Raw genomic sequence first — 12,776 nt, 5'->3', positions numbered from 1 at the left:
GTATAGTCTATAATACTATAAACTTTATATTATGACAATCAATCACTCAATCAAAAAACGAACAGTTGTATCTCTAATTTTATTTGCATTTATTTTCTCAACTAATGCCTTTGCTCAGCAAACAGTAAAAGCAAGTGATATTATGAGAGCTATTAAAATGGGCAAAACAGTCTCTTATGATAATGTTTCCATTACTGGAACATTAGACATGACTTTTATGAATGAGAAACTTCCTGACTTACCAAAAAGAAAAAAATGGTGGAAAAATGGTGGAAGTAATTCTGTGAAAGAACAAATTGAAAGCTCAGTATCTTTTACCAATTGTACATTTGAAGATAATGTGTATGCTTATTATCATGATGAAGACTCTGAATACACCTTTGTAGCAAACTTTGAAAATGATGTAAAATTTACTAATTGTACTTTTAAGGGTGAAGCCTTATTTAAGTATTCCGATTTTGAACGTAATGCAGATTTTAGTGGCTCAAAATTCAGTGATATAACAACGTTTAAGTATGCTAAATTTGACCAAAATGTAAGCTTTGCAAATACTACTTTTGATGAAGACGCGATATTTAAATATTCACAATTTAGAGATGGTGTTTCCTTTAATAATGCTAAATTTCAAGATGACCTTGACATAAAATATACCAAAGTAAGTGGCGAATTTGATATTAAGAACATGACGGTTGCTGATAATATTGATTCTAAGTATACTAAAATTAATGGTAAAGGTTTTAGTAAGTACCTCTTAGACAGTAAAAATTAACATCAATCAAAAAAATCAAAAAAAAGGAATCGAAAACCTATCGATTCCTTTTTTTTATGTCTTTACTTTAAAATCTTGTTTAATTTTTATACATTTCCATACTTCTAAATTATTAAAAGCATGTCAATACAAATATCAAGGATTTTTGATTTTCCATATTATCAACTAGAAACTTATAATTTAGAAAGAGCATTTACTACAAAATATGACGGTAAATGGAAATCGACTTCTACACAAGAATATATTGATTTAGCAAATACTATAAGTAGAGGCTTACTAAAATTAGGTGTAAAACCAAATGATAAAATTGCAGTAATTTCTTCAACCAATAGAACTGAATGGAATGTTGTAGACATAGGTATTCTACAAGTTGGAGCTCAAAACGTACCAATTTATCCTACCATTGGCAAAGAAGATTATGAATATATATTAAATCATTCCGAAGCTATTTATTGTTTTGTTTCAGATAAAGAAATTATTGATAAATTAAATGCCATAAAAGGAAATACTAAGTTAAAAGAGGTATTTACCTTTGATGATATTAAAGGTGAAAAAAACTGGAAAGAAGTTCTAAAGATTGGAAAGGATGTAAGCAACCAAGATGAAGTAGAAAACAGAAAAAACAATGTAACTCCAGATGATTTAGCAACACTCATTTATACCTCAGGAACCACAGGAAAACCAAAGGGTGTCATGCTATCACATAATAATTTAGTATCAAACGTTTTAGATAGTGAAAAGAGAGTCCCTTTTGATTATGGGCAATCAAAATCCCTAAGTTTCCTCCCTGTATGTCATGTATTTGAACGTATGATTCTCTACTTATACCAATACTGTGGCGTTGAAGTATATTTTGCTGAATCTATAGAACAAATGAGTGACAATTTAAAAGAAATAAAACCAAATGTGATGACAGCTGTTCCTAGACTTTATGAAAAAGTCTATGATAAAATTATAGCTAAAGGAACGGATCTATCTGGAATAAAAAAAGCACTATTCTTTTGGGCTGTAAAAGTAGGTTTGAGGTATGAGCCTTATGGTGCAAATGGTTGGTTTTACGAAAAGAAGTTAGCATTAGCTAGAAAACTAATATTTAGCAAATGGAAAGAAGGCTTAGGAGGTAATTTAGACTTAATGGTCTCTGGTAGTGCAGCTTTACAACCAAGACTAACAAGAATTTTTGCTGCAGCTGGAATGCCAATTATGGAAGGGTATGGCTTAACTGAAACTTCTCCTGTTGTTTCAGTAAATGATCAACGAAATGGAGGCTTTAGAGTTGGTACAGTAGGAAGAGTGATTCACAACGTAGAAGTGAAAATTGCTGAAGATGGTGAAATTTTAGTAAAAGGACCAAACGTAATGCAAGGCTATTACAAAGATCAAGAAAAAACCAACGAAGTCATGTCTGGAGAGTATTTCCACACTGGAGATATTGGTGAAATTTGTGAAGATGGTTTCCTAAAAATTACAGACCGTAAAAAAGAAATGTTTAAAACCTCAGGTGGAAAATATGTGGCTCCTGCACTTATAGAAAATCAATTTAAACAATCACGTTTTATAGAACAGATTATGGTTATCGGAGAAGGCGAAAAAATGCCAGCTGCGTTAATTCAACCAAATTTTGAATTTATTGAAGAATGGGCAAAACGTCATGATATTACTTTTAATTCTAAAGAAGATGTTGCAGCTAATCAAAAGTTGCGAGATAGAATACAAGAGGAAATTGACTATGCAAACACCAAATTTGGCAAATGGGAACAGATTAAAAAGTTTGAATTAACTCCAGAAATTTGGTCTATAGATGAAGGTCATCTTACTCCTACTATGAAAATGAAACGAAAGGTGATTAAAGAAAAATACGGACACCTTATCGAAAAAATATACCGCTCTTAATTAATAAAAGCTCCTTTTTATCGGAACTTTTTATTTCCAATTGATAAACTTTAGTAATATATTTTACTATGCATGCATAATTTTTTAATAATTTACTATGCATGCATAGTATTATTTATTATATTTGGTCTTTCACTATTTAATATGAAAGAAAAAACAATAGATTACGTATTAAGAACCACTTGGTTAGCTGTTCAAAAAATGTACAACGAAGAGGCATCAAAATTTGATGCAACCATGGCAATAGCGTTCACACTTCTAAGTATAGACCCTATCAGTGGTACACCATCTACTGCTTTAGGACCAAAAATGGGAATGGAAGCAACAAGTTTGTCGAGAATTTTAAAAAATATGGAAGGACGTGGTGTTATAGAGCGAAGACCCAACCCACAAGATGGACGTGGTGTTCTAATTCACCTTACCGAGTTTGGTCGTGAGAAAAGAGAATATTCTCGTGAACGTGTGCTTACATTTAATAATACTATTAGAGACCAAGTATCCGAAGAGAAAATGAAACACTTTTATGAAGTCGCAGAAATCATAAATGAAATGATTTCAAATAAAAGAATATATAATCAAAAAGAAGATATCCTAAAATGAGTAAACGTAGAATAAAAAAAGTAGCCGTCATTGGTTCTGGTATTATGGGAAGTGGTATTGCTTGCCACTTTGCCAATATTGGTGTTGATGTTTTACTGCTCGATATTGTTCCTAGAGAACTTACGGAAGCAGAAAAATCAAAAGGATTAACTCTTGAAAATAAAATAGTTAGAAATCGTTTAGTGAACGATTCATTAAACTCTTCTTTAAAATCTAAACCATCTCCTATTTATCATCAAAAATTTGCGAGTCGTATTACTACTGGAAATTTAGAAGACGATGTAGCGAAAGTAAAAGATGTCGATTGGATTATCGAAGTAGTTGTAGAGCGTTTAGATATTAAGAAATTAGTATTTGAAAATTTGGACAAACACAGAGCTCCAGGAACGCTAATTACATCAAACACTTCTGGTATTCCTATTAAGTTTATGAGTGAAGGACGAAGTGAAGATTTCCAAAAACACTTTTGTGGAACACACTTTTTCAATCCTGCTCGCTATTTAAAATTATTCGAAATCATACCAGGCCCAAAAACCTCTAATGAAGTATTAGAGTTCTTAAATGAATATGGTGAAAAATTCCTAGGTAAAACATCAGTAGTTGCCAAAGACACTCCTGCTTTTATTGGAAATAGAATTGGAATCTTCGGAATACAATCACTATTCCATCAAGTAAAGGAGTTAGGATTAACAGTTGAGGAAGTTGATAAATTAACAGGTCCTGTTATTGGTCGTCCAAAATCGGCAACCTTCAGAACTGTTGATGTTGTTGGATTAGATACTTTAGTTCATGTTGCTAACGGTATTTACGACAACTGTCCAGATGATGAAGCTCATGAGCTGTTCAAACTGCCTGAATTTATCAACACAATTATGGAAAATAAATGGTTAGGGAGTAAAACTGGTCAAGGGTTCTACAAAAAAGTAAAAGGAGATAGTGGTAAAAGTGAAATCTTGTCTTTAGATTTAGACACATTAGAATATCGTTCTAAAAAAAGAGCTTCTTTCGCTACTTTAGAACTTACTAAAACAGTCGATAAAGTTATTGACCGTTTTCCAATTTTAGTTTCAGGAAAAGATAAAGCTGGTGAATTCTATAGAAAAAACTTTGCTGCTATGTTTGAATATGTATCGAACAGAATTCCTGAAATCACTGACGAGTTATACAAAATTGATGATGCCATGAAAGCTGGATTTGGTTGGGAACACGGACCTTTCCAGATTTGGGATGCTATTGGAGTTGAAAAAGGGATCGAAATTATGAAAGCTGAAGGTAAAAAACCTGCAGCCTGGGTAGATGGTATGTTAGCATCAGGAAACTCTTCATTCTATACAGTAAAAGATGGTGCAACTTATGCTTATGCTATTCCGAAAAAATCTCAAGAAAAAATTCCTGGACAAGATGCATTCATTATTCTAGATAATATCAGAAAATCGAATGAAGTATTTAAAAACTCGGGAGTTGTTATTGAAGATTTAGGCGATGGAATCTTAAACTGCGAATTCCAATCTAAAATGAATACCATTGGAGGTGATGTTCTTGCAGGATTGAACAAAGCGGTTGATTTAGCAGAAAAAGACTTCGATGGCTTGGTCATTGGAAATCAAGGTGCAAACTTCTCAGTTGGAGCCAATATTGGTATGATTTTCATGATGGCTGTAGAGCAAGAATACGATGAGTTAAATATGGCTATCAAATATTTTCAAGATACCATGATGCGTATGCGCTACTCCTCTATTCCAACTATTGCTGCACCACATGGAATGGCATTAGGTGGTGGATGCGAACTATCAATGCATGCAGATAAAGTTGTCGCGGCTGCCGAAACTTATATTGGTCTTGTAGAGTTTGGAGTAGGAGTCATTCCTGGTGGTGGTGGTTCAAAAGAAATGGCATTACGAGCTCAAGACACCTTTAGAAAAGGAGATGTAGAATTAAACATCCTACAAGAATATTTTTTAACAATTGGTATGGCAAAAGTAGCTACATCAGCCTATGAAGCCTTTGATATGGGTGTTTTACAAAAAGGAAAAGATGTAGTGGTAGTTAATAAGGACAGACAAATTGCTACAGCTAAAGCTCATGCAAGATTATTAGCTGACGCTGGATATACACAACCTGTAAAACGTAAAGATATTAAAGTCCTTGGAAAACAAGCTCTTGGTATGTTTTTAGTAGGAACGGATTCTATGGAAGCTGCAAATTACATTAGTGAACATGACCAAAAAATTGCCAATAAACTCGCTTATGTAATGGCTGGAGGAGATTTATCTGAACCTACATTAGTTAGCGAGCAATACTTATTAGATATAGAACGTGAAGCCTTTCTATCACTTTGTACAGAGCGAAAAACATTGGAACGTATTCAGCACATGTTAAAAACTGGTAAACCGCTTCGCAACTAATTAGTTGCTAGTATTGAGATTTTAGAATTGAGTATTTAGAAAGTTATGCACAAAGTAGAAGATTTAAAAATATGGAGAAAGTCAATCGAATTGACTAAAGCTGTATATATTCTTGCTACAGATTTACCTTCTGATGAAAAATTTGGCTTAACATCTCAAATAAAACGAAGTGCTACTTCTATTCCTTCAAATATTGCTGAAGGAGCTGGAAGAAATTCTCAAAAAGAATTTAAGCATTTTTTAAGCATTGCAAATGGTTCAGCTTATGAACTTCAAACTCAACTCATCTTATTAATAGAATTAAATTTAATAGCAAAAGAAAAAATACAACCAGTAATTGATGTATGTATTGAGATTCAGAAAATGAATTATTCATTTCAACAGAAATTAAAACCTCAATACTAAAACCTCATTACTCAATACTATAATTAAATGAAACAAGCATATATAGTAAAAGCATATAGAACTGCCGTTGGCAAAGCACCAAAAGGTGTGTTCCGTTTTAAAAGAACCGATGAATTAGCAGCTGAAACCATTCAGCACATGATGAAGGAATTACCAGATTTCGATAAAACCAGGATTGATGACGTTATTGTTGGTAACGCAATGCCTGAAGGTTCCCAAGGATTAAATATGGCACGATTTATTTCATTAATCGGATTAAATAGTGTTGATGTTCCTGGAGTTACCGTTAATCGATTTTGTGCTTCAGGCATAGAAACCATTGGTATTGCAACTGCAAAAATTCAAGCAGGAATGGCAGATTGTATTATTGCTGGAGGTGCAGAAAGTATGAGTGCTGTACCAATGACAGGGTTTAAACCAGAATTAAATTATGATACAGTAAAAGCAGGTCACGAAGATTATTATTGGGGAATGGGAAATACTGCTGAAGCAGTTGCTAATCAATTTAAAGTGTCTCGTGAAGACCAAGATGAGTTTGCTTTTAATTCACACATGAAAGCCTTAAAAGCGCAGGCGGAAAACCGTTTTCAAGACCAAATTGTTCCTATTGATGTAGAGCAAATATACATAGATGATAACGGAAAGAAAGCAACAAAAAAATACACGGTGACTAAAGATGAAGGGCCTCGTAAAGGAACAAATCTTGAAGCCTTGGCTAAACTTCGTCCTGTATTTGCTCAAGGAGGTAGTGTAACAGCTGGAAACTCTTCTCAAATGAGCGATGGCGCTGCTTTTGTAATGATAATGAGTGAAGACATGGTAAAGGAATTTAACCTTGAACCAATTGCTCGCTTAGTAAACTATGCTGCTGCTGGTGTTGAACCTCGTATCATGGGAATTGGACCTGTAAAGGCCATCCCAAAAGCACTTAAACAAGCTGGATTACAACAAGATGATTTAGAATTAATAGAGTTAAATGAAGCCTTTGCTTCTCAGTCTCTAGCCGTAATTAGAGAACTTAATCTTAATCCTGATATTATTAATGTAAATGGTGGAGCGATTGCTCTCGGTCATCCTCTTGGTTGTACTGGAGCAAAATTATCTGTTCAGTTATTTGATGAAATGAGAAAGCGCAATATGAAAGGTAAATATGGTGCTGTAACCATGTGTGTGGGAACTGGGCAAGGTGCTTGCGGAATATTTGAATTTCTTAATTAAGAACAAGGACAATAAGAACCAAGAGACAAGACTTAAATGCATAATTTCAAAAAACTAAAAATATGGATTGTTAGTATGGAGTTAGTTTCAGAATCTTATAAACTAACACGAACTTTTCCAGATTTTGAAAAATTTGGATTATCAACTCAAATGAATCGATGTGCAGTTTCAATTCCTTCAAATATAGCTGAAGGTTCTAGTAAAAGCACAGACAAACATTTCAATAAATATCTTGAAGATAGTTTAGGTTCTGCTTTTGAATGGGAAACCCAATTAATAATTGCATTTAATGAAGGTTATCTATCAGAAGAAAAATTCAAAGAATTAGAAGAAAAAATAAAACAAATACAAAAAATGATTTCAGGTTTTCAATCTGGACTTAAACTATAAGTCTTGAATCTTGATTCTTGAATCTATTAATCTTAAAATAGAATGGAAGAAAAAGAATTATTAAGAGGAGGTCAGTTTCTAGTAAAAGAAACTAATTGTGAAGACGTTTTTACTCCTGAAGACTTTTCAGAAGAACAAAACATGATGAAAGAAGCGGTTATAGAATTTAACGACCGTGAAATTATTCCTCATAAAGCACGATTTGAAGCTAAAGATTATGCATTGACTGAAGAATGTATGCAAAAAGCTGGAGAACTTGGATTTCTTAGTGTAGCAGTCCCTGAAGCCTATGGTGGCTTAGGAATGGGATTTGTATCTACATGCTTAACCTGTGATTATATATCATCTGGTACTGGTTCATTTAGTACAGCATTTGGTGCACACACTGGAATAGGAACTTTACCAATTACATTATATGGTACCGAAGAGCAAAAACAAAAATATGTGCCAAAATTAGCTTCTGGTGAATGGTTTGGGGCTTATTGCTTAACAGAACCTGGAGCAGGTAGTGATGCCAATTCTGGTAAAACAACTGCAACGCTTTCTGAAGATGGAAAATCTTATAAGATTAACGGACAGAAAATGTGGATTTCAAACGCAGGATTCTGTCGTTTAATGATTGTGTTTGCAAGAATTAAGGATGACAAAAATATTACAGGTTTCATTGTAGAGTATGATAAAGATAATCCCAACGGTATTACGCTAGGTGAAGAAGAACATAAATTAGGTATTCGTGCTTCATCAACTAGACAAGTATTTTTTAACGATACTATAGTTCCTGTTGAAAACATGCTATCTGAAAGAGGAAATGGCTTTAAAATAGCTATGAATGCTCTAAATGTTGGTCGTATAAAATTAGCTGCTGCTTGTTTAGATTCTCAAAGACGCATCACATCATTAGGTGTACAATATGCCAATGAACGTAAGCAATTCAAAACACCAATATCTGAGTTTGGTGCTATTAAAGTAAAAATAGCAGAAATGGCTACAAGTGCTTATGCAGGTGAATCTGCAACATATAGAGCTGCAAAAAATATTGAAGATAGAATAGCATTACGTGAAGCTGCTGGCAACTCACATCAAGAAGCAGAGTTAAAAGGTGTTGAAGAATATGCTATTGAATGTTCTATCTTAAAAGTTGCTGTTTCTGAAGATGTACAAAACTGTGCAGACGAAGGTATACAAATTTACGGAGGTATGGGATTCTCTGAGGAAACGCCAATGGAAGCTGCTTGGAGAGATGCGCGTATAGCACGTATTTACGAGGGAACGAATGAAATTAACAGAATGCTTTGTGTTGGTATGTTGGTTAAAAAAGCTATGAAAGGTCATGTTGACTTACTAAGTCCTGCACAATCTGTTCAAGAAGAATTAATGGGAATACCATCTTTTGATACACCAGATTATTCTGAACTATTTTCAGAAGAAAAAGAGATGATTAAGAAACTTAAAAAAACCTTCTTAATGGTTGCTGGTGGTGCTGTGCAAAAATTTGGTCCAGACCTAGAAGCACATCAACAATTATTGATTGCAGCAGCAGATATCTTAATTGAAATTTACATGGCCGAATCTGCAATTTTAAGAACAGAAAAGAACGCAAAACGTTTTGGAAAAGAAGCTCAATCTGTACAAATAGCAATGTCTAAATTATACTTATACCACGCTGTGGATATAATAGAAGAAAAAGGAAAAGAAAGCATTATCTCATTTGCTGAAGGTGACGAACAAAGAATGTTGCTTATGGGATTGAAGCGATTTACTAAGTATACAAACTATCCTGATATAGTGGATTTACGTAACGAAATTGCTGAAAAAGTTAAAGCTGAAAACAAATATTGTTTTTAGACTTTTGGTTGGTTGGATAAAAACGCCTCTTAATTGAGGCGTTTTTTATTGTTTTAGTATTCTACAAATGTAAAAGATTTATGAATAATCTTCCATTCTCCTTTTACATTTAATAACATTAGATAATCTGTATAAAGACGTTTTCTATCTGGCATATCTATTTCAATTTTTGCAATAGCTGCATCATTTTCGTAATCTACAGATACTATTTTTCCAATACGATTGCTTTTCTTTCCTTGTTTTACATTAGAGATGTATCCTTTACCAGACCATATATTAACAGAGTCATTTTTTACAAAATACAAATTAAAATCTGGATGAAAAGCACGTTTCAATCTATCTGGTTCTCCATTGGCTGTTCCTTCAATATAATCCATTAAAGGTTTGTTTATTTTTTCAGTTTCTGTTTGTGCATTTGCTGATAATATTCCTAAAAAAATTGCGAGAAGTAATAAAGTTTTTTTCATTTTAATTGATGTTTATTTTCCCTAAAGTTATTAAAAATCTAATCGATAGTTCATTTTAAAAGCAATTCCCCAATCTTTTCTATGAATATTTTTACTAAAGTTATCTGTTATTACAAAATAGACATAAGATAATGGCTTATACTCCCACTGTAAACGACTGCTAATGTTAAAATTGTCTCGCTGTGTATTGTATTGTACATAAGTAGTCCAATTTAATCGATTATTAAAAAACACTTCTCCTGTAAAGCGAGTTAAATGAAATGCTTCTTTACCCAATAAGTTTAAATCAATTTTATTGACATCGTAATTTAATTGAAGATTTGCATAAGGCAATAATTGATAGTTTAAATATGCTCCAGCTGCTACTCTACTTCCTCCATAATAATTACCTTTTTGTGCATTGACTTGATAACGAAATTTTTGATTATTTGCTGAGTTATATCCTACTTTTAAAATTCCAAAATTATACTCTCCTGGAGCTAAAGCATTACCATTTCTTAATGGGTTAAAACTATATTTTAAGTCTACATAATCTTGGGTATACACATAATAGATAGATGACAAGTCCTTAAAAAACACTGCTCCATTAAAAAAATGTGATGATTGGCTTATAGTACCACTTTTATCAAAATAGGTGTTATTATTATAATTTAGATATCTAACAGAGTTAAGCGTTTTAGATTTTTCATAAAACTTTTCATGACTAGCTCCTACAGTAGTTTGTGTATAACCTTCTCTAATTACGATATCATTTATTGCATCATAATTATACAAGCGTGGTGTAAAGCCAACATCAGTAATGTAATTTTTACCTACATTTTTTATTGCTGCATTCCAATTTAAGCCTCTTTTATTAAACCAAATTCCAGCATTGTAAAAACTATTATCTACTGAAATTCCGTCATTAAAGCTTTTACCAAAATTTGCTAGACCAATCCATTTATTATTGTCTGATTTGTAGTTCACATTTAGTCCTGTAACTCTATTGTAATCATTCTTAAACTCAAAACCATCAGTTTCTTGTCGATTTATTAAATATCCTATGGCTGTAAAATTTTTAGAAATTTGTTGTTCTGCAACTAAAGCTCCATAATTTTGAGAAACAACCATGTTTTCTGTATCAGTTTGCACGTTTAAAATACCAATTCTTGTTTTTGGTGATATATTTCCTGACAGTTTTAATCCAAATTCAATTGGATTATTCGCTCCAATACGTCTAGAGTAAAACGGATTTACACCATCAACACCTAAATTGGAAAATAAATCGGCATTTTCTAGAAAAAAGTTACGCCTTTCAGGAAAAAAAATAGAAAATCGAGTTAAATTAGTTACTTGTTGGTCAACATCAACCTGCGAAAAATCTGGGTTAATAGTTGTATCTAATTTTAATGATGACGTTATATTATATTGTACATCTAAACTAGGTTTAAAATCAGTGGTACTTGTATTATTTTTAACATCATTTTGGTAATTAACCGTTAAAGATGGAGTTGCTGTAAAACGTGAAGTTGATATTTCTGGTAAATTTTCAACTGTAAACTTTTCTGTAAAACGTAAGTCAAAGAGACGGTAATTACGTTTTACGTTTTTTAAGATAGTCCACGAGTTCGTTTTAATATTTCTTACATAAAACTGAACTCCAAAAACAGTATTGTTTTTATTAAAGTTTAAAGATTTTAACGGAATAGCTATTTCATATTGTTTTCTTGAACCATTTAAAAAAGCCTTAGCTTTCCATATTGTGCTCCAACTCGTACTAAAGTCATACCCTTCATTAATACGCTCTACAATACCATCTATTTGTGTACTATAACTATTTACTGAAAAATAATAGGCATTTTGCTCTTGATTTTGTGTGTCTAAAACCATAGCAAATCCATCACTCAATCCAATAGGTACATCTCGTTTTAAAGAACTAACTTGGGTTTTTACTGTAGTATCATTATAAATTAGACTAACATATAAATATTCCCCATTGTGAAATAGTTTTACTGAGGTTTGATTTTCTGCCAAACCAATATCCGTTGGTGCATAATTATAAAAACCAGAGTGTTCTTGTATTTGCTTCCAAACGGCTTCATTTAATTTTCCATCTACTTCAATTTTAGTATCTGCATAAGTAATAGTGGGTGTTTGTGCAAATACACTTGTTGTTATAAAAAACACATTAAAAAGAAGTGCTATTTTAAATTTATTAATCTTCTTTCTCATCAATTCTAGTTGCTGTTTTACTAATTATTTTCCAATCATTCTCAAATTTTTTCAGTAGAAATAAATCAATATAAATCATTTTCCTTTCTGGTATTGAAATTTCAACTTTAGCAGTTGCAATATCTTTTACTACCTCTATCGACAGTACTTTTCCATAGCGACCATTAAATTCACCTACTTTATTTTCTTTAAAAAAAGCAACATATTCTTTTGGCGTATATCTTTTAAAACCATCTTTTCCTGTTAAATACAATGTGGCATTTTTTGTAAATGCACTTTCTAACTGTTCAAGATTATTGTAGGAACTGCCTTTGATATAATTTTTAAGTGTAAACTCAATTTTTTCTTTATCGGATAATGGTGTGAGACTCTTTTTACCTAAACTTTCGTGAAAAAATTTAGATTCACTTATAAAGCTTTTATCATAGTTAATGACTTTTTTAGAATTTTTATTTCCATAAATATCAATAAGCAATTGTTGTTCATCTAGTTTGTCATTACTTTTACTAGTTTGCGAAAAGACTGATAAAAATGACAACAAAGACATTATATAAAGCAAGGGTTTCATAGTAT

Annotated in this window: 11 protein-coding genes; 8 read left to right on the top strand and 3 right to left on the bottom strand. The window is 32.2% G+C overall.

Annotated elements, in window-relative coordinates; translation table 11 throughout:
* Window positions 1-31 precede the first annotated feature (31 nt).
* From ABGB03_RS04790 to ABGB03_RS04755, 8 genes are all read left to right on the top strand, one after another.
* A complete protein-coding gene (locus ABGB03_RS04790) occupies window positions 32-769 on the top strand; it encodes a pentapeptide repeat-containing protein (RefSeq protein ID WP_347925291.1) in 738 nt (245 codons plus the stop codon).
* A gap of 120 nt (window positions 770-889) precedes the next feature.
* Window positions 890-2,662, top strand: coding sequence for an AMP-binding protein (locus ABGB03_RS04785; protein WP_347925289.1), 1,773 nt, complete (start codon window positions 890-892; stop codon window positions 2,660-2,662).
* Between the two features lie 144 nt (window positions 2,663-2,806).
* Complete coding sequence (locus ABGB03_RS04780; RefSeq protein ID WP_347925288.1) at window positions 2,807-3,262, top strand: MarR family transcriptional regulator; 456 nt, start codon at window positions 2,807-2,809, stop codon at window positions 3,260-3,262.
* On the top strand, window positions 3,259-5,667 hold the full coding sequence (locus ABGB03_RS04775) for a 3-hydroxyacyl-CoA dehydrogenase NAD-binding domain-containing protein (RefSeq protein ID WP_347925286.1): 2,409 nt from the start codon (window positions 3,259-3,261) through the stop codon (window positions 5,665-5,667). Before ABGB03_RS04780 ends, ABGB03_RS04775 begins: the two co-directional genes overlap by 4 nt.
* 45 nt (window positions 5,668-5,712) lie before the next feature.
* A complete protein-coding gene (locus ABGB03_RS04770; RefSeq protein WP_347925284.1) occupies window positions 5,713-6,072 on the top strand; it encodes a four helix bundle protein in 360 nt (119 codons plus the stop codon).
* Window positions 6,073-6,099: 27 nt separating this feature from the next.
* Window positions 6,100-7,290 carry an acetyl-CoA C-acyltransferase gene (locus ABGB03_RS04765; protein ID WP_347925283.1) on the top strand — a complete coding sequence of 397 codons (1,191 nt, stop codon included), beginning with the start codon at window positions 6,100-6,102 and terminating at the stop codon, window positions 7,288-7,290.
* A 36-nt stretch (window positions 7,291-7,326) separates the two neighbouring features.
* Window positions 7,327-7,680, top strand: coding sequence for a four helix bundle protein (locus ABGB03_RS04760; protein WP_347925281.1), 354 nt, complete (start codon window positions 7,327-7,329; stop codon window positions 7,678-7,680).
* Window positions 7,681-7,722: 42 nt separating this feature from the next.
* Window positions 7,723-9,525, top strand: coding sequence for an acyl-CoA dehydrogenase family protein (locus ABGB03_RS04755; RefSeq protein WP_347925280.1), 1,803 nt, complete (start codon window positions 7,723-7,725; stop codon window positions 9,523-9,525).
* 53 nt (window positions 9,526-9,578) lie between these two features.
* Here ABGB03_RS04755 and ABGB03_RS04750 read toward each other — a convergent pair whose 3' ends face one another.
* The 3 genes from ABGB03_RS04750 to ABGB03_RS04740 are packed head-to-tail and all read right to left on the bottom strand — an operon-like array spanning window position 9,579 to window position 12,771.
* The gene (locus tag ABGB03_RS04750) at window positions 9,579-9,992 is read right to left on the bottom strand and encodes a nuclear transport factor 2 family protein (RefSeq protein WP_347925279.1); all 414 of its coding nucleotides are present in this window, start codon (window positions 9,990-9,992) and stop codon (window positions 9,579-9,581) included.
* A 30-nt stretch (window positions 9,993-10,022) separates the two neighbouring features.
* Complete coding sequence (locus tag ABGB03_RS04745) at window positions 10,023-12,203, bottom strand: DUF5916 domain-containing protein (protein ID WP_347925277.1); 2,181 nt, start codon at window positions 12,201-12,203, stop codon at window positions 10,023-10,025.
* On the bottom strand, window positions 12,187-12,771 hold the full coding sequence (locus tag ABGB03_RS04740) for a nuclear transport factor 2 family protein (RefSeq protein WP_347925276.1): 585 nt from the start codon (window positions 12,769-12,771) through the stop codon (window positions 12,187-12,189). The genes ABGB03_RS04745 and ABGB03_RS04740 overlap by 17 nt, the downstream gene beginning before the upstream one ends.
* Window positions 12,772-12,776: the final 5 nt, after the last annotated feature.

This window comes from Pontimicrobium sp. SW4 (assembly GCF_039954625.1).
Taxonomy (GTDB): domain Bacteria; phylum Bacteroidota; class Bacteroidia; order Flavobacteriales; family Flavobacteriaceae; genus Pontimicrobium.
This window is presented reverse-complemented; position numbering and strand designations above follow the sequence as displayed.

Bases quoted from the DNA above. Each gene is read 5' to 3' on its own strand.
- ABGB03_RS04775 (WP_347925286.1), top strand. From the start codon at position 3,259: ATGAGTAAACGTAGAATAAAAAAAGTAGCCGTCATTGGTTCTGGTATT.
- ABGB03_RS04770 (WP_347925284.1), top strand. From the start codon at position 5,713: ATGCACAAAGTAGAAGATTTAAAAATATGGAGAAAGTCAATCGAATTG.
- ABGB03_RS04790 (WP_347925291.1), top strand. From the start codon at position 32: ATGACAATCAATCACTCAATCAAAAAACGAACAGTTGTATCTCTAATT.
- ABGB03_RS04785 (WP_347925289.1), top strand. From the start codon at position 890: ATGTCAATACAAATATCAAGGATTTTTGATTTTCCATATTATCAACTA.
- ABGB03_RS04750 (WP_347925279.1), bottom strand. From the start codon at position 9,992: ATGAAAAAAACTTTATTACTTCTCGCAATTTTTTTAGGAATATTATCA.
- ABGB03_RS04740 (WP_347925276.1), bottom strand. From the start codon at position 12,771: ATGAAACCCTTGCTTTATATAATGTCTTTGTTGTCATTTTTATCAGTC.
- ABGB03_RS04765 (WP_347925283.1), top strand. From the start codon at position 6,100: ATGAAACAAGCATATATAGTAAAAGCATATAGAACTGCCGTTGGCAAA.
- ABGB03_RS04745 (WP_347925277.1), bottom strand. From the start codon at position 12,203: ATGAGAAAGAAGATTAATAAATTTAAAATAGCACTTCTTTTTAATGTG.
- ABGB03_RS04755 (WP_347925280.1), top strand. From the start codon at position 7,723: ATGGAAGAAAAAGAATTATTAAGAGGAGGTCAGTTTCTAGTAAAAGAA.
- ABGB03_RS04760 (WP_347925281.1), top strand. From the start codon at position 7,327: ATGCATAATTTCAAAAAACTAAAAATATGGATTGTTAGTATGGAGTTA.
- ABGB03_RS04780 (WP_347925288.1), top strand. From the start codon at position 2,807: ATGAAAGAAAAAACAATAGATTACGTATTAAGAACCACTTGGTTAGCT.